Origin of the sequence: Virgisporangium ochraceum (genome assembly GCF_016863655.1) — a bacterium.
GTDB classification, from domain to species: domain Bacteria; phylum Actinomycetota; class Actinomycetes; order Mycobacteriales; family Micromonosporaceae; genus Virgisporangium; species Virgisporangium ochraceum.
Genome location: NZ_BOPH01000001.1, coordinates 182,749 through 199,431 on the forward strand (window position 1 = coordinate 182,749; position 16,683 = coordinate 199,431).

The 16,683-nt window shown below is 71.4% G+C and carries 15 protein-coding genes; 4 read left to right on the plus strand and 11 right to left on the minus strand.

Annotation, left to right across the window (positions count from 1 at the left end):
• Positions 1-18: 18 nt before the first annotated feature.
• Complete coding sequence (locus Voc01_RS00860; protein ID WP_203925249.1) at positions 19-1,236, plus strand: NADP-dependent isocitrate dehydrogenase; 1,218 nt, start codon at positions 19-21, stop codon at positions 1,234-1,236.
• Positions 1,237-1,308: 72 nt separating this feature from the next.
• Here the strand turns inward: Voc01_RS00860 and Voc01_RS00865 are convergent, their stop codons facing one another.
• From Voc01_RS00865 to Voc01_RS00880, 4 genes are all read right to left on the minus strand, one after another.
• Complete coding sequence (locus tag Voc01_RS00865; protein ID WP_203925250.1) at positions 1,309-2,214, minus strand: Pecanex-like protein 1; 906 nt, start codon at positions 2,212-2,214, stop codon at positions 1,309-1,311.
• Positions 2,215-2,570: 356 nt separating this feature from the next.
• Positions 2,571-3,620 carry a DUF1775 domain-containing protein gene (locus Voc01_RS53935; RefSeq protein WP_203925251.1) on the minus strand — a complete coding sequence of 350 codons (1,050 nt, stop codon included), beginning with the start codon at positions 3,618-3,620 and terminating at the stop codon, positions 2,571-2,573.
• Positions 3,621-3,741: 121 nt separating this feature from the next.
• The gene (locus Voc01_RS00875) at positions 3,742-4,650 is read right to left on the minus strand and encodes a glycosyltransferase family 2 protein (RefSeq protein WP_203925252.1); all 909 of its coding nucleotides are present in this window, start codon (positions 4,648-4,650) and stop codon (positions 3,742-3,744) included.
• Positions 4,647-5,582, minus strand: a complete 936-nt coding sequence (locus Voc01_RS00880) for a sulfotransferase family protein (RefSeq protein WP_203925253.1) — start codon at positions 5,580-5,582, stop codon at positions 4,647-4,649. Before Voc01_RS00880 ends, Voc01_RS00875 begins: the two co-directional genes overlap by 4 nt.
• 58 nt (positions 5,583-5,640) lie before the next feature.
• Between Voc01_RS00880 and Voc01_RS00885 the strand changes: the two genes are divergently transcribed.
• On the plus strand, positions 5,641-6,774 hold the full coding sequence (locus Voc01_RS00885; protein WP_239159834.1) for a WecB/TagA/CpsF family glycosyltransferase: 1,134 nt from the start codon (positions 5,641-5,643) through the stop codon (positions 6,772-6,774).
• Between the two features lie 603 nt (positions 6,775-7,377).
• Here the strand turns inward: Voc01_RS00885 and Voc01_RS00890 are convergent.
• The 7 genes from Voc01_RS00890 to Voc01_RS00920 are packed head-to-tail and all read right to left on the minus strand — an operon-like array spanning position 7,378 to position 15,749.
• Positions 7,378-8,373, minus strand: a complete 996-nt coding sequence (locus tag Voc01_RS00890) for a glycosyl hydrolase (protein WP_239159835.1) — start codon at positions 8,371-8,373, stop codon at positions 7,378-7,380.
• On the minus strand, positions 8,370-9,110 hold the full coding sequence (locus Voc01_RS00895) for a class I SAM-dependent methyltransferase (protein WP_203925254.1): 741 nt from the start codon (positions 9,108-9,110) through the stop codon (positions 8,370-8,372). Before Voc01_RS00895 ends, Voc01_RS00890 begins: the two co-directional genes overlap by 4 nt.
• Entirely contained in the window at positions 9,107-10,612 is a 1,506-nt protein-coding gene (locus Voc01_RS00900) for a lipopolysaccharide biosynthesis protein (RefSeq protein WP_239159836.1), read from the minus strand. Before Voc01_RS00900 ends, Voc01_RS00895 begins: the two co-directional genes overlap by 4 nt.
• Positions 10,600-11,490, minus strand: a complete 891-nt coding sequence (locus Voc01_RS00905) for a sulfotransferase domain-containing protein (protein ID WP_239159837.1) — start codon at positions 11,488-11,490, stop codon at positions 10,600-10,602. The genes Voc01_RS00900 and Voc01_RS00905 overlap by 13 nt, the downstream gene beginning before the upstream one ends.
• Positions 11,487-12,692 carry a hypothetical protein gene (locus tag Voc01_RS00910; RefSeq protein ID WP_203925255.1) on the minus strand — a complete coding sequence of 402 codons (1,206 nt, stop codon included), beginning with the start codon at positions 12,690-12,692 and terminating at the stop codon, positions 11,487-11,489. The genes Voc01_RS00905 and Voc01_RS00910 overlap by 4 nt, the downstream gene beginning before the upstream one ends.
• Positions 12,682-14,070: an O-antigen ligase family protein gene (locus Voc01_RS00915; protein WP_239159838.1), complete on the minus strand. Its 1,389-nt coding sequence runs from the start codon at positions 14,068-14,070 to the stop codon at positions 12,682-12,684. Before Voc01_RS00915 ends, Voc01_RS00910 begins: the two co-directional genes overlap by 11 nt.
• Positions 14,067-15,749, minus strand: a complete 1,683-nt coding sequence (locus Voc01_RS00920) for a Wzz/FepE/Etk N-terminal domain-containing protein (RefSeq protein WP_239159839.1) — start codon at positions 15,747-15,749, stop codon at positions 14,067-14,069. The genes Voc01_RS00915 and Voc01_RS00920 overlap by 4 nt, the downstream gene beginning before the upstream one ends.
• 167 nt (positions 15,750-15,916) lie before the next feature.
• Between Voc01_RS00920 and Voc01_RS00925 the strand changes: the two genes are divergently transcribed.
• On the plus strand, positions 15,917-16,429 hold the full coding sequence (locus tag Voc01_RS00925) for a hypothetical protein (RefSeq protein WP_203925257.1): 513 nt from the start codon (positions 15,917-15,919) through the stop codon (positions 16,427-16,429).
• Entirely contained in the window at positions 16,426-16,674 is a 249-nt protein-coding gene (locus Voc01_RS00930) for a hypothetical protein (protein WP_203925258.1), read from the plus strand. Before Voc01_RS00925 ends, Voc01_RS00930 begins: the two co-directional genes overlap by 4 nt.
• The last annotated feature ends 9 nt before the right edge of the window (positions 16,675-16,683 follow it).

The window sequence follows — 16,683 nt, forward strand, 5'->3', positions numbered from 1 at the left end:
CTGAGAGGAGCGCCCGGCGTGGCCAAGATCAAGGTTGCGAACCCGGTCGTCGAGCTCGACGGCGACGAGATGACCCGGATCATCTGGAAGCAGATCCGTGAGCAGCTGATCCTGCCGTACCTCGACGTCGAGCTGGAGTACTACGACCTGTCGATCCAGTACCGCGACGAGACCGACGACCAGGTCACGGTCGACTCCGCCAACGCGATCAAGCGGCACGGCGTGGGCGTCAAGTGCGCCACGATCACACCCGACGAGGCGCGCGTCGAGGAGTTCGGCCTCAAGAAGATGTGGCGCTCGCCCAACGGCACGATCCGGAACATCCTCGGCGGCGTCGTGTTCCGTGAGCCCATCATCATGTCGAACGTGCCGCGGCTGGTGCCGGGCTGGACCAAGCCGATCATCATCGGCCGTCACGCCCACGGCGACCAGTACAAGGCGACCGACTTCGTGGTGCCCGGCCCGGGCACGCTCACGATCTCGTTCCAGCCGGCCGACGGCGGCGAGCCGATGGAGTTCAACGTCGCCGAGTTCACCGGTGGCGGCGTCGCGATGGGCATGTACAACTTCGACGAGTCGATCCGTGACTTCGCGCGGGCGTCGCTCCGGTACGGGCTCGACCGGAACTACCCGGTCTACATGTCCACCAAGAACACGATCCTCAAGGCCTACGACGGCCGGTTCAAGGACCTCTTCCAGGAGATCTTCGACGCCGAGTTCGCCGACGAATTCAAGGCCGCCGGCCTCACCTACGAGCACCGGCTCATCGACGACATGGTCGCCGCCGCGCTGAAGTGGGAGGGCGGCTTCGTCTGGGCCTGCAAGAACTACGACGGCGACGTGCAGAGCGACACCGTCGCGCAGGGCTACGGCTCGCTCGGCCTCATGACGTCGGTGCTCATGGCCCCCGACGGCAAGACCGTCGAGGCGGAGGCCGCGCACGGCACCGTCACCCGGCACTACCGGCAGTGGCAGAAGGGCGAGAAGACCTCGACCAACCCGATCGCCTCGATCTTCGCCTGGACCCGGGGCCTCGCCCACCGCGGCAAGCTCGACAACACCCCCGAGGTCACCGGCTTCGCCGAGGCGCTCGAGCAGGTGTGCATCGAAACCGTCGAGGGCGGCCAGATGACCAAGGACCTCGCGCTGCTGATCGGCCGCGACGCGCCGTGGCTGACCACCGACGAGTTCATGAACGCCCTCACCGACAACCTGGGCCGCAAGCTCAAGGCCTGATCCAGCACAGCGCGGAGCGGCCCCCGACCGGAAGGTCGGGGGCCGCTCCGCGCTGGAGGGGTTTTCTCCGGGTCAGCGAACCACGAACTTGACCACGTCGAACGCCGGCTGCTGGTTGGCGAACTGCGACGACGGGGTCTTGTGCGTACCGTCACCGGCCCACACGGCGCAGACGGCGGTTCCGGCCCGGGGCAGACCCGTCACGTTGACGTTGATCTGGTCCGGGGTGTCGGACCCGGCACCGTCCTCGATCGCGACGAAGAAGTCCGACCGGACCGGCGAGGGGGCCTCGTTGGTGTTGTTCACGACACGGCAGCCGACGTGGAGGTGGCCGCGGACGAAGCCCTGCGCGTTCAGCAGCGCGGTCTCCCGGTAGTACCCACCGGCGCCGGCGGCGAGGAACCGGTCACGGATGACGTTCCGGCTGCTGACCCGCAGCGTGAACGCCTGGTTCGCGTTGACGCCGCCGGTGGGGAACTGGGTGATCATCGCGGTGGCGTTCTTCGCGAGCTCGGCGACCTCACCGATCGAGGTGCTCACGCAGCGGTTGCCGTCCTGGAAACCGGTGTGTGCCTGCAGCCGGCTGTCGGAGCAGTCGGTCGCGAGGACCTCCAGCGGCGGCGTGGTGCTCGAACTGCTCGGGCTGGCCGAGCCGTTCGCCGGCGTGGTCGGGGTGCACGACGGCCGCGGGTTGCGGTTGCGGTCACCGCCACGGATCTGCTGGCCGGGGTTGTCGTCGTTGCGGTACTGGCGCACCGGCCGACCGTTCTGGTTGGTGACCGTCACGCCGTTGTTGGACGCGCTGCCGGTCGGCGAGGCCGAACCACTCTGCGTCGCACCACCCGCGTTGGCCGGCGGGCACGCCGGGAGCGACGGACGGCGCTTGCCCCAGTTCCAGCCGTTGGTTCCCGCGTTCGACACCTGGGTCACCGTGAGCAGGCCTCCACACACGACCACCGCGGCGAGGAGGGCGAGCACGCGCTTGTTCTTGTATGGCGGCGTACTTGAGTGTGCCGACCTTTGGCGCATGGTGGATACCTTTCTTGGTTCTCTCATCAGGCCCCCCGGATTTGTGAGGCGGGCCAGCGGGGCTAAATCAACGTCGTTGTACCCCACCAAGCTAGGAGTGGCCAATATCGGTGTCAACGCATGTTCGCTGAAATAAACAAGCCCCCGAACTCGCTTAATGGAGACTTCAGGATGGCCGTATAAGTGCAGGTCAGCGACGGTGCGAGCACCGCAGTTAACCGATAATTGCCAATGACAAAAGGTCGACCTAAGACGCCGGATACCGGACCGATGAAATGGCGGAACGAATAGTGGCGTAGTGCGTGCTACGCGTTATCGCCGTCGGTTTTGCCGGCTCGTTTCGCCACGTTTCCACCACGGCGAGCGACGGTGGCGGTGGCCGCGCCGCCGATCGATTTGCGGGCGGTCGTGCGCCGTCCCGCGACGACCTTCCTCGTCGCCGTGGTGCGCACCACCGTGCGGCGCTGCACCGCGACGGCCGACGTGCGGTCGGTAGCGGTGACCTTCTCGGTCGCGACCTTCCCGGCCGGTGCCTTCCCGGCCGCGACCTTCCCGGCCTTGACCGGAGCCTGCGCCTTCTTCGCCGGGCCCGACTTCTGTGCCGGAGTCGCCTTCTTCGACGGGGCGGCCTTCGCGCGCTGTGCGGGGACCCGGAACCCGGGAGACTCCTCGGCCTTGCCGTCGTCCGTGCGCGACGCGCCGCGACGGCGCTGCCAGTACAGCGCGAACGCGGTCAACGCCGCGATGACGAGGAGCACCACGGCCAGCGACGCCGCACCGGAGGAGCCCTCCCCGTCGTCAGCCACCGGATCGGCGACCACGTCGGCCTCCGGCGCACCCGAAGCCGCGGCACCGCCGTGGTGATTCTGGGGCACCTGACCCGGCTCGAGCGGAGCGAGCTCCAGCTTCATCGCGGGGTGCTGCGCTCCGGCCGCCGGCACGTCGACGCCGGCCCACGTCTCGCTCGAGCCGTCGGACCGCCACTGGGTCACGTCGAGGTACACGGCCTCGCGGTCGGGCATCGGGCCCATCGCCAGCGGCAGGAGCGAGGTGCCGCCGGGCTTGATCTCCCTGCCCGGCATGGTGATCCACACGACGGCGCTCGAATAGTCATGGGACGGGTTGTCGTCGACCCTCGTCATCGTGATCGACGGCGCCCAGTCGGCCACCGCGATCGGGTACACCTCGGGCAGCCGGAGGTCACCGGGTAGGCGCACCTCGACCTTGACGATCGACGCGGTCGGATGTTCGTTGGTCACCCGGAACGCGACCCGCGCGCCGCCGGTGCGCTGGCCCTGCTGGCTGTCGAACGACACGTCGGCCGCCGCGGGCGTGGCCAGACCGAACACCGCCACCACCGAGAGTCCAGCGACGGCCGTGGCCAGACCTGCCCAGGCGCGTGCCGCCCGCTGCGCATAACCCATACCGGGGTATTCGTACGGCGGCGGCTCCCGGTTCCCAAGATCTACAAAAAACTCAGATGCCCCGCCCCCGCTTGTGCAACGCGCCGAGCACCGTCTCCACCCGGACCGCCCCGGACAGCGCGGCCAGCGCGATCGCCGCCCGCGGCTCCCGCCAGTTCGAGCGCACCGCCTGCCGCACCCAGTGCACCGCGCCACTGCGGTCGCCCCGCGCCGCCGACCAGCAGGCGAGCTGCCCGTAGACGCGGCCGGCGCCCACGCCGTCGAGGCCGATCTCCGGGTGGCGCGTCATCATCCAGCGCAGCGACGAGATCTTCGTGTCGTACTGGTGCGCGAAGAACGACGTGCGCCCCCACGCGACGTCGATGAGCGGCTCGTCCAGGTGCCGGATCGGCGCCCGCTTGGCCGCCCGCAACAGCAGGTCCCAGTCCTCGTTCTGGCTGCCCGGCGCATCCTCGGCGACCAGGTCCAGGCCGCCCTCCTCACTGAACGCCGACCGCCGGACCAGGAACGACGACGCGTGGAGCATCGCCATCCGCGAGCGCACCAGCTCCGGGACGCCCACCCGGCCGGTACCGGCCAGGCGCGGCGTCCGGGTGCCGTCGAAGAGCACGTTCATCGCGCAGGTGGCGAACTCGCCGTCGCCGAGGAACTCCACCTGACGGCGGAGCTTGTCCGGCGCCCAGACGTCGTCGTCGTCGCAGAACGCCACCAGGTCGGTCGACAGGTTCAGGATCCCGGTGTTTCGGGCCCCCGCCAGGCCCGGCGTGCGGCAGTTCACCAGCACCATCACCGGACGGTCGCCGGCGCGGGCGAGCATGTAGTCGGGTGTGGCCTGGTCGAAGACCACGACCGTGCGCACCTCACCGGGGTAGTCCTGCGCCTCGACCGCCTCGATCGCCCGGTCGAGCATCTCCGGCCGGTTGCGCGTCGGAATGACGACGCCCACGGAGGGCGCGCTCACGTGGTCCCGCCGAACCGGTACCCGTACGCGGACAGCAGCGGCGCGGTGAGCGCGCCCACCAACCGACGCTGGCCCTTTGGAAGCGACCGGCGCCACGCCTCGTCGCGGCGCAACGGCACGGTGCCGATCGTGAACCGCATCGGGTTACCGGCCGCGCTGTGCGACGGGCCGAGATCGGCGACATAGCCGTCGTCGGTGGCCCGCAGGAACGACATCTCGTGCGCGGCCTCCGGCAGGTCGGCGAACGTGGCCAGGTTGCGCAGGGTCGCGACCGGATCTGCCAGCAGTTCCTCGTACCGGATCCGGAGCACCGGCACCCCCAACCGGCCGAGCAGCCCGAACGACGCGTTGTGCGCATTCCACAACAGCGCCGACCGGCTCGGCGAGTAGCGGGTCATCTCCTCGTCGGTCTCGGCCTCGGGGCGCATGACCTTCTTGGTCCACGAGTAGGCGACGCCGCGGCTGTCGCGCACGACGTGGACCACCCGCAGGTCGATGCCGGGCGCGTGGCGCAGGCAGTAGGCCAACGCACTGTGCTTCGACGAGTCGACCACCGCCGTCGCACCGGTGACCGCCGCGGCCGCCGAGTACACCTTGCTGTAGTAGCCGGCGTACTCGTCGAGCCCCTTCGGCTTGCGTCCGAGAGCCAGTCGCGGAATGTGCCGCGTCCGTTCCACCGCGGCCGCGAGTTCGTGGACGCGCCGCGGATCGACCGCGTCCCACCCGCCGAACGCCTCGACACCGACCTTCTGCCAGAACCCGCAGGCGGAGAAGCGGTCGCCGCAGCCGCACCGCTCGTCGTCGACCAGATCCCGCTGCCAGAGGTGCACCACCTCACCCAGCGGGCTCACCCCGGCGAGCTGCCCCAACAGGCGCTCCAGCAACGTCGTCCCGCTGCGGCCCAGGCCGCCCAGGAAGAGCACGCGTACCACGGACCCTCCTCGTCTCGTTATGTCCATGTAACGAGCACTACGGGGGGTCGGAGACGATATGTCAGTTTTCGTATTGCCGGACCCGGACACCGTGCACCTGGGCGGCCTCCGGTTCGCCGCGCTGACCGAGGGCGAGGTCGTGCACCGTGTACGGACCGCGCTCGCCCGCGGCATCGGCGGCCGCATCGCCACGCCCAACATCGACATCCTGCGCCAGGCCGAACACGACGAACGCATCCGCGGCGACCTGGAGACGGCCGACCTGCTGGTCGCCGACGGCGCACCCCTGGTATGGGCCGCCCGCCTGGCCGGCACGCCGCTCCCCGAACGGGTGACCGGGTCGGGACTCATCTGGTCGCTCTCCTACGGGCTGGCCCAGGACGGCTCGTCCGTGTACCTCCTCGGCGGCGACCCCGACACCGACGGGGCCACCCGCGCCGCCGACAACCTGCTGGCCCGCTTCCCCGGACTGCGGATCGCCGGCTGCGAGAGCCCCCGGTTCGGGTTCGACCGCGACCGCCGGTCGCTGCAGGCGGTGATGCAGCGGGTCGTCGAGGCCGAGCCCGACCTGGTCTTCGTGGGGCTCGGGTTCCCGAAACAGGAGCGGCTCATCGAGCAGCTGCGGCCGGTGCTGCCGACCTCGTGGTTCCTCGGCTGCGGAGCGGCGATCAACTTCGTGGCCGGCGACTGTGTCCGCGCGCCCGCGTGGATGCAGCGGTCGGGCCTGGAGTGGGCGCACCGCCTGGCGAAGGAGCCGCGTCGCCTCGCCCGGCGCTACCTGCGCGAGGACGCGCCGTACGCGGTCCGGCTGCTGGCGACGAGCGCGATGCGCCGCGACCGCACCGACCCCGACGAGTGGGAGGACGTGCTCTCCCCGGCCGAGCGGGAGGAGTGGTTCAACGACGACGGCCGCGCCCCCGACCACGTGCCGTCCGCGGCCGACCTCGCGGTACCGGGCGAGCCCCGCGACCCGAACGCACCCCGCGCGGGCCTGAACGGACGGCGGGCCGGCTTCGACGGCCACGTCGACTGGGCCGCCGAAGACCACGCCGCCGGCGACTGGGCGGGCCACGACCGGGCCGGCGACTACCGCGCCGGCCACGACCGCGCCGCCGCGGACCGCGCCACTGCCAGGCCGAAGCCCCGGCCCCGCCCCCGCCCGGACCGGCCACGCACCGACGGCTGGGAGTAACCCGAAGTAACGGGCACGGAAGTTCGCGGGTTGTCCACTGGCGCGAACTCACCCTGTCGGCGGACGGCCGCGGGGCCCGATGCTTCCGTGGTGCGCGCGGCTCCGAGGGAGCTTCGTGATACGCCGTTCCGCGGCGTCGACGCCGTCGCGAAGGGCCTGCTGACCCGGCGCCAACTCGCCCGGAAGACCTGGCTCCGGCTCCTCCCCGACACCTACGCCGGGGAGGGGTTGGCGCTCGACCACCGCACCCGCTGCCCGGCCACCTGCCTGTTCCTCGACGGCAGGGGCGCGATCAGCGGCCTCGACGCCGCCGCCCTGTGGGGCGCCGTCGCCCTGGTCAGGGGCGCACCCATCGAGGTGACGGTCCCCGACCCGGCCCGGGTAGGGCCGCAGCGCGGGCTGCGCATCGTGCGACGCCGGGGCGCAGTCGCCGCAGGAGTCGCGGTTGCGGCTCGTCCTCGTCTACCCGCGGCACCCGCGCCGCGTTCCGGAACGACCTACGACGCCTCAACGACCTGCGCACCTGTGGCTGGACGGTGCTCCGCTTCGCCGCCGCCGACCTTCACCGGCCGCGGCAGGTCGTGGCCACCGTGCGGAAGGCGCTCACGCCACGTTGAAGTAGGGGTCCTTCGCCATCTCGGCGAAGGCCTCCAGCGCCAACGGGTCGTCGGCGATGCTGAACCGGCCGTCGGGTTTGCGGTCCTCGGGGTCGGACTCGAAGTACAGGACGGCCTTCACCTGCGGATTGGCCTTGAATACCGCGGTGCCGTTGCGGATCCAGGCCGCCCGCTGCGCGGACGGGTACTGCCGGGCCACCCCGTACTCGCCGATCATCACCGGCTTCGACGGACGGCCGGCGGCGAAGGCGAAGAACGGCTTGAGGTGCTCGCCCAGCGGCACGAACCGCGCGCCCGAGTAGACGTCGACGCACACCCAGTCGACCTGGTCGTCGCCGGGGTAGAACGAGGGTGCGTTGCCGCGCTCGAAGCCCTCGATGGTCGGGCACCACACCCACGACACGTTCTTCACGCGTTCGAGGGCGAACAGGGCGCGCACGTGCTTCCACATCGCGATGTAGTCCTCGGGTGACCACATGGTCGCCTGCAGGTTCGGCCGGTCCATCTCCCAGCGGTAGCGCATGAGCAGCGGCTTGCCGAACTCGCGTACCTGCCGGGCCCGCTCGCGGATCAGCGCGTCGTGCCGGCCCGAGACCACCGAGCGGCTGTCGCCGCCGGCCCAGCTGAGCATGAGCGTCGACCGCGCGCCGAACGTCGTGTCGGACTCGGTGAAGAACGGCTCGTCGAGCCGCTTGTACGTGTGCACGATGTCGAGCTGCCGGCCGAGCGTGGTCTCCCAGGTGTTCACCGCCTCGATGCGGTACGGCTGGGTGATCGCCCGCGGCTTCACCCACGAGCCGAGCAGCGCACCCGAGGCGGGGGCGGCCACGGGTCCGGACGCGAACGGTCCGTTCGCGACGGCCTGCCCGGTGGGCACGGCGGACAGGTCCGGCGCGGGTGCCGGCGCGGGTTCGGGGTCACGCGAACATCCGGTGGCGAGCACGAGCAGCGTGCCCGCCACCGCGAGGAGCCGACGCATCATCGGCGCCGCGCCACGTACAGCACGTCGGTTCCCCACCGCCACAGGAACGGCATCCGCACGGCGAGGCCGTCGATCGCCCGTGCCACGTAACGGGTCCAGGACCGCCGGTAGGCACCGGCCGGGCACACGGCGAACGCCCGCGCCTCGACGAGCTCGAACCCGTGCCGCTCGAACAGCGCGAGCACCTGGTCGTGCGACAGCTCGGAGAACCAGGCCTCCCCGGCCTTGCGGCGGGCGGCGAGGTGCCGCAGCGACTGCCGGTTGCCGTGGTTCTCCACCACGAGCAGCCCGGCGTCCGCCGTGGGCAGGGCCGCGGCGGCGAAGGCGATCGCGCGGTCACGAACCTCTTCGGGGACGTTGAGCAGCAGCCGGAACATGGTCACCAGGGCCGGACCGTCCACAGTGGCCGGTACCGGGAGGTCGCCGGACGCGGCGATCTGGTGCAGCGTCGCGCGCGTGCCCGCCTCGGTGGCCTTCGCCAGCATCTCCGCCGACGGGTCGTACCCGTGCGCGGCCCGCACGAGCCCGTGCAGCAACCGGATCGCGCGCCCGGTGCCGCAGGCGAAGTCGTGCTGCACCGGCCGGCGGTCGTGGAAGGTCCGGGCCACGAGGTCGCGCACGAACCGCCGCTGCCGGGTGTTCACGTGCGTCGCGTAGCTTCCGGGCGCGTACACCACGTCGGTGTACTTGTCGACGTTCTCCGTCGACTGGAAGATCTCCGCGTAGTCGGCTCTCATGACTTTCCTCTCAACAGGTGCAGGTTCAGCCGCCGACGCATCCGGTAGGCGCCGGCGAGGTAGCAGAGGGCGCCGGCGGCGCTCGTCGCGGTCACGGCCGCGGGGCCCGCTCCGGCCGCGGTCGCGAGAAGTGGGGGGACCCCGCAGGTGCTCGCCGTCAACGCGGCGGCATTCAGCGTGGGACGCCCGAAGGGGTGCACGCCCAGCGTCCACCAGATCTGGGTCAGTGGAACGAGGTTGTTCACCAGTACCGCGGCGGCGAGCCCGAGCGCGGCGCCGACCGCTCCCCACCACGGGATCACCACGATGTCGAGGACGACCATGGTGGCGAGCGCGGCGAGGACGTTGTACAGGTTCCACCGCGTGCGGCCGCCCATCGCCAGCACCATGTCGACCATGCCGCAGCCGGTGGCGACGAGCATGGCGCCGGCGAGGATCCACACGACCGCGGCACCGTCCCGATAGGACGGTCCGAACAGTCCCAGGTAGACGGTGGCGTTGAACGCGACGGCGAGGTGCAGCGGCCAGGTCGCGAGGATCAGCCACGCGGTGGCCTGCTGGTAGAGCGCGCGCACGCCGTCGACGTCCTCGACGGCGAGGCGCTCGGCGAGCCGGGGCTGCACGGCCTGCGACAGGCCGCCGCCGGCCACCTGGCTGAGGACCACGTACTTGCCGGCCACCGCGTACAGGCCGGCGGCGGGCAGGCCGCCGAGGGCGGCGAGCAGCAGCACGTCGACCCGCTGCAGGGCGAGCTGGGCGACGCTGGCGACCGCGCGGGGCCCGGTGAACGTCCAGTAGGCGCGCGGGGTGAACGCCTCGGTGCCGCTGGCGCTGGTGTCCATCGCGTGCACCCGGCCGAGCGTGTAGCCGGCGAGCAGCACCACCGGCAGGTACGGCGCGGCCCAGGCGGCCGCGAACACCGCGGACCCGCCCGCACCGACGAGGACCACCGCACCCAGCGCCGCGAGTTGCAGGAACGGCCGGAACAGCCGTTCGAGCACCACGGTCGGGCGCAGCGCGCGGTAGCCGCGGGCGGCCGCGAGCAGTGCGTCGGTGAGCACGGCCAGCGGCAGGAACACCGCGAAGACGCGCAGCGGACCGGCCATCTCCGGCGGCATCCACGACGCCGCGAACCCGAGCGCGAACCCGGCGACGGCACCCGCGACGGCCACCGGCGCGATCCCGTGCTGCAGGCAGCGCTCCAGCTCCTGCCGGGCGCCGAGGGCACGCAGCCGGGCCGGCCAGTAGACCAGCGACGTCTGCGTGCCCAGCCGGGCCACCCCGGCCGCGAGCGTGAACCCGGCGAGCGCGGTGAGGAACGCGCCGGCCCGGCCCGGGTCGCCGAGCCCACGGGCCACCAGCCAGGTGGCGCCGAACCCGGCGGCACCCGCGACGGCGGCGCCGATCAGGTTCAGCACCCCGCCGCGACCGGCCCCGCGCAGCAGCGCGGCCCGATCGGCGGCCCGGTCGACGGACTGTCGCGGTGACGCTAGGACTGCCACGACGGGGTCCGGCCGAGCCATTCCGCCAACTGTTCGTCGTAGGGGGCGTAGTGCTCGGTCAGTTCCGTGCGCAGCGCGGCCGTCAGCGGCGACCGCGGACGCGCGTTGTGCCGCTCGAACACCGGGTAGTCGGCGCCGACCTCGTCGGGGGTCGGCAGGCCGAGGAACTCGAGCACCGCGTCGTACACGGGCTCCGGATTGGTGAAGAACTCCTGGCTGTCGACGACGTGGATGCTCTCCCGCCCGACGTGCTCGGCCATCCGGCGCAGGTACCGCACGTACTCGCCGCGCGCCCGGTAGGCGTGGTGCTGGTGGGAGAAGCTGTAGTGGCCGGGCTCGGCGACCATCTGCTCGGTCACCCCGTCCAACCGCACGCTCTCCAGCTCCAGCGCGGCGGCGAAGTCCTTCTCGGTCTCGAAGCCGCGGGCGACCTCGTGCGCGTGCTGCGAGTACGCCCGCTCGACCGGGTCGCGCACCAGCACCACGAGCTTCACCGACGGCAGGTCCGTGGCGATCCGCTCCACCGCGTGCGGGTGGTACATGTAGTACGGGCTCGACTCGAACGTCTGCACCGGCACACCGAGGTCGCGTTCGATGCGCGACGCCTGCCGGAACGTCGGGAAGTGCCCGCGGTACCAGCGCAGACCCCGGTCGTAGCCCACGTCGAAGTAGTGCACGCCCTTGTGCAGCACGGCTTTGAGCACCGCGGGGTGCGCGGCCAGCGCCCGGTACATCGAGGTGGTGCCGCAGCGCTGCCCGCCGCAGATGAGGAACGACGGCAGCATCCGCTGCTCGGCGGTGAGCCGGCCGTAGTTGCGGGAGCCGAGGTGCACCACCGCCTTGAGCGGTTCCGGGACGCTGCTCCGGGAGAGCTTCACAGATCCTCCACAGTGGACAGAAGGACCGGCAGCAGCCAGCTGCCGAGCACTCCGAGCCGGGCACCGGCCTCCGCCTGGCGGTCGGTGAGGTAACGGGTGGCGAGGTCCACCAGGTACAGCAGCGCGGTGACCCGAAAGGCCGCCGGCGTGGTGACCCCGAACGGCGCGAGCAGGCCGGGTGCGGCGGCGAGCGTCTGCCGCACCGCGTCGGCGCCGTCGGACTGGGTGCTGATCCGCTGCTGCAGGTCGAAGTGCAGCGCGTCGAACCCGATCGGGACCCCGATCGTGAACCGCTCCCAGTCCCAGACGAGGATGCGGTCGGCCAGCGGGCGCATGTTCCACGGCGCCCAGTCGCCGTGCCACGCCCCGAATGTGAGCCGCACGTCGCCGGCGGCCGTACCCAGCCGGGCACCGGCCCGGCGGAGCTGGAACCCGTCCGGGTGCTCGGCGACCTCCGCCAGGCGGGCCAGCAGCCGGGTCCAGTACCCGCTGCCACCGAGCGTGCCGGCGCTGATCCCGCACGCGGTCGCGACCTCGTTCATCGCGTCGGCGCAGCGGTCGCGGTCGGCCGGCACCCGCTGCTCCCACACCGGAAGTGCGGCCTGCACGAGCACCTCGTGACCCCGCCACTGTCCACTGTGGAGCACTCCCGGAACGGTCACTTTCGAAAGGCGCGTCCCCCCAAGCGAATTGAGCGCCGCCGCCTCGGCCTTCACCAGACCGCGGGTCAGCTCGTTGACGCCGAGCTTCACGAACGCCACCGTCTCGCCGGCCGGCGTGAGCACCTGCAGCACCGGCTTGCGGTTCGCGCGCGCCGGTCCGATGTGGACACCCAGGCGGATCTCCGTGCCCAGCGCGTCCCGCAGATGGGTCTCGATCGTGTCGCGACCACCCGGCGCCGTCACGCGGTCGCGCAGCAGCGCGGACGCCGCACCGGTGCGCAGGGCCGCGACCACGGCGTCCCGCTTCAACCGCGCGAGCCGCGACTGCGGCTCGGCATAGCGCGCGACGGCGGCCGCCGCGACCCTGCGATCGTTGGCGGGCACCAGGATGCGCGGGCGGCGCGCATCGGGCACCTGGATGTACTCGGTACCGGACCCGCCCCCCTCGGGATAGAGGAGCGCGAGTACCTCGCGGACGTACTCCGCGCGTAACTGGGCATCGTCGGCCGACAGGTTCGCCGGCGCCGTCCTAACCGGCATCACGCCTCGCCTCGCTGGCGCGAGGCGAGGCGCTCGCCTGGCGCTGAGTTGATGGTTCGCTCGTAAGCTCGCTCACGACGTGGTTCCTCCACAGCAGGGCGTATGCGCAGAAGGTCCAGGCCAGCGGCGTGACCAGCGCGTTGTACCAGAACATCGCGACGAGGCTCGCCACGATCGCGGCCGAACCGGCGATACCGACAGCGCTGTGATCGCGCCGGAACCGCCACAGGCCGAACAGGAAGAAGCCGAGATAGGTCGCGGTGCCGAGCAGACCGTGGGCGTACAACAGCTGCCACAACTGGCCGTTACCACCGATCGTGAAGCTGCCGCAGCGCTCGCACCGGCTGTTCGGGCCGACCGCGATCGAGTTGCGGCCACCCATCGTGCTGCGGGTCGACCCGAAGCCGATCAGCGGCGACTCCGTCATCCCCGACACGGCACGCTCGGTCAGATACATGCGCACGCCGTTGGACTTGCCGTTGTCCAGGCGCGCGTTCACGACGTCACCGAGCGGGGTGACCGCGACCGCGACCGCCAGCACGAGCGCGGTACCGACGACCCCGACCAACGCGCCGAGCCGGCCCCGCATCGCCATCCTGATGGCGACATAGACGCCCATCACGCCGATGCCGATCCACAGACCGCGGTTGAGCGAGTAGATGACCGGCACCAGCGAGACCAGCAGAACCCCGACGGCGAACAGCTTCCGGCCCTGGGCGGCGGCGATGAACCACACCACCAGCAGGCAGTAGTTGTTGCCCCACGTGTTCGTGTAGCCCCACGGCGCGGCCGGGCGCGGTTTCGGGTCGCCGATGAGGTCCATCACCTGCGCCGCCGACGGGTGCACCAGCGACTGGACGAAGCCCATCTTCGCGATGTGCTTCGGCAGCAGCATCTCCACCGGCGAGGTGAACTCGAAGTTCCCGGCGAACGTACCCAGCAGGCCACCGGCGACGGTCACCACGAACAGCCAGCCGAGCAGTTTCACGAGGTTGGGCGGGTGCCGGTTACCCAGGTAGACCAGGAAGACCGTCAGCGCCACGTACTGGCCGAGCCGGAACGCCACGGCGACCATGCGGCCCGACGCGGTGTCGGGCACCGTGCCCTCCGGGTCGGCACCCAGCGCGGCGATGCCCGCGACCACCACCGCGAGGAACGCCAACCACCAGCCGAACCCCGGCGGAAGCTTGATCCGGTTGCCGGCCCGGTGCTGGCGGAACAGGGTCAGCGCCATGACCGGCGCCACCGCCAGGAAGATCAGCACGCCGAGGCCGAGCGCCCACCACACCGGGTACCCGATGATGATCCAGGTGACCAGCCGCCCGCGGCCCGTCTCCTTCTCCGGGGCCCGTGCTTGCTTCTCGAGGACTGCCGTCACCGCGGCGCCGAGGTGTTCGTGGCCGGCGCCTTCCGCGGCTTCTTCCGCGCACCGACCTTCTTCATGACGACCGTGTCGGCGTCGGCGACCGACGTGTCCTCCTCGGACTCCTCCTCGTCGAGGTCGAGCGCCTCGTCCTCGTCGTCGAGGGCACGCGCCGGCGCCGGCGGCGGCTCGTCGTGGTGACGCACGAGGCGCGGCAGCACGACCGCGCCCAGCAGCGGCGTGCCCACGCGGCGCAGCTGCTCGGCCGCGTCGCTGACGTCGGCGTACCGGGTGCGCTTGAGCTCCACGGCCACCAGGGCGAGGTCGGCGAGGCTGGCGACACTCTGCGCGTCGGCGCTCGTCGACGTCGCGGGCGCCTCGATCACCACGTACTCGGCCTGCCGGCGCAGCGCGGTCAGCGCGTCCCGCAGCATCTGCGACTGCAGCAGCCCGGCGGCGCTCGCGGTGCCGCCGGTGGTGATCACCGACAGCCGCGGCTGCCGCGACGCCCGCTGCACCGCCCGGCCCAACGCCACCTTCCCGGCGAGAACGTCGGAGAGACCGGGAACGGCGCGCACACCCAGGAGCCTGGTGACCGGAGCGAGCTCCGCCACGCTGTCGGGCAGGTGGGCGCAGACCAGGACGGTCTGCCCCCCGGTGCGGGCGAACGCCGCCGCCAGGTTCGCCGCCACCACCGTCGACGCGCTTCCCCGGCTCGCCCCGGCGACGACGATGACCTGGCCCTTGCCCTCGGTCTTCGGCGCGCCGGCCACCACTTCGTTTCTCAGCCGGTTGAAGACGCGGCCGCCCGCGCCGAACGGTGGGAACACGTCGTCCAGGCGCGGGCGGACCTTCGGCGGAAGGGCGGCGAGCACGGACACGTCACATCGGCGGGTGAGATCGTCGGGACGGCGGATCCGCCGGTCGAGCCGCTCCCGCAGGATCGCCGCGCCGGCGCCGAGGAGCAGGCCGGCCGCGGCACCGCTGCCGAGGTTGAGCGGCAGGACGGGCTTGCTCGGCCGGTCGGGCAGGTTCGCGTCCCGGATGATCTTTCCGGCGCTCACCGTGGTGGTGACCAGCTGGTTCAGCCGCGCCGACAACGTGTTGACCTGCGCGGTGATCGTGCTGCGCTGACTCTCCAGGTTGGGACGCTCGCTGCTGTCGGGGCGCAGGCTGGCGAGGCGGGCGTTGATCGGGGCGAGCGCGGCGTTGAGCTGCTTCAGCTTGCCGTCGATCGTGGCGATCTGCTCGGCCAGCTCGTTGGCCGCGGTCTCCTCGCGGTTACGCAGGTACGCCTCGGCGAACGCGTGCGAGCCGGCCTGCGCCTCGCGGGCGCCGCCCGCCTTGAACGTGATCACGAGGACGCTCGTGTTCGCCGGCACCTCCACCGACACGTTGGCGGCCAGCGTGTCCGGCGGCACCGACTCCGCGCGCAGCAACTTGGCCGCGTCGGTGGCGACGGCGGTGCTCCGCACGAGCTGGGCCTCGGTGTCGAGGTTGATCTCGCCCTTGGTGCGCCCGCCGGAGACGTTCGTGTCCTGCCCGGCGCCGGTCGGCTGCACCAGCACCGAGGTGGCCGACTCGTACACCTTGGGCTGCCGGGCCGTGACCTCGTACGCCCCCACGACGCCGAAGACCGTGAGCAGCGCGACGATCCACCAGTGCCGGCGCACCATGCCCAGCAGATCTGACATGTCGTACGAACGCGCGTCCAACGCCATCCCTCCGCCGGTCCGAGCGGCTTGGGAGCCGCTCCAGAGGGCTAACGGCACGAAAGGGACGTACGTAACGCCGGGGTTGCTGTGAGTACTCCACTTCGCCCCTTGACTAAACTTGTTCATATACGTTTAAGCTTGTCTACATGCCATCACTCGCCCATGAAGGTCTGATCGAACTTGTCCGTCAACGGCCGGCGGTCGTCGCCGATCTGCTGGCCGGCCCCCTGAAGATCGACGTTCCCCAGTTCCAGAAGGCACAACTTCTGTCGAGCGACCTCACGGCGGTGACGCCCACCGAGTACCGGGCAGACGGGGTGGTCGCCTTCTACGAGACACCGGAGGCCGAGAGTCCCGCGTTCGCCGTGGTGTTCGAGGCCCAGCGCCGAACCGACCGGGCGAAGCGCCTGAGCTGGCCGGTCTACGTCGCGACGACACACGCCCGCCACGACTGCCCGACAGCGCTACTGGTGTGGTGCGAGACGAGAGCGGTAGCGGAATGGGCCGCCGAGCCGATCAGCACCGGCGACCCCGGGCTGCTGCTGACGCCGATGGCGTTGGGGCCCGACCAGATGCCCGTGATACCCGAAGGCCCGATAGCCCGCGGGTCGCAGCGCTGGCGTCAGCGTCGACCAGAGGACTTCTGGAGAAGATCATGACCGCAGCTGACATCTCGTTCACCGAGTACGCCAAGTTCGTCTTCCCCGAGACCTTCGCCAAGGGCGTGGCCGCGGGCCAAGCGAAGGGCAAGGCGGAGAGCCTGCTCGCGATTCTCGGGGCACGCGGTGTCACGGTCCCCGACGAGGCGCGGGAGCGGATCACCAGTTGCACCGACATCGAGCAGCTCGACACCTGGATCGTGCGTGCCGCCACCGCGATCCGGATCGACGACCTGTCCCTCTGAGTCACAGGG

Coding starts and splice junctions, on each gene's coding strand:
- Voc01_RS00885 (WP_239159834.1), top strand. CDS start 5,641: ATGTCAGTTTTCGTATTGCCGGACCCGGACACCGTGCACCTGGGCGGC.
- Voc01_RS00890 (WP_239159835.1), bottom strand. CDS start 8,373: ATGATGCGTCGGCTCCTCGCGGTGGCGGGCACGCTGCTCGTGCTCGCC.
- Voc01_RS00895 (WP_203925254.1), bottom strand. CDS start 9,110: ATGAGAGCCGACTACGCGGAGATCTTCCAGTCGACGGAGAACGTCGAC.
- Voc01_RS00910 (WP_203925255.1), bottom strand. CDS start 12,692: ATGCCGGTTAGGACGGCGCCGGCGAACCTGTCGGCCGACGATGCCCAG.
- Voc01_RS00920 (WP_239159839.1), bottom strand. CDS start 15,749: ATGTCAGATCTGCTGGGCATGGTGCGCCGGCACTGGTGGATCGTCGCG.
- Voc01_RS00925 (WP_203925257.1), top strand. CDS start 15,917: ATGCCATCACTCGCCCATGAAGGTCTGATCGAACTTGTCCGTCAACGG.
- Voc01_RS00930 (WP_203925258.1), top strand. CDS start 16,426: ATGACCGCAGCTGACATCTCGTTCACCGAGTACGCCAAGTTCGTCTTC.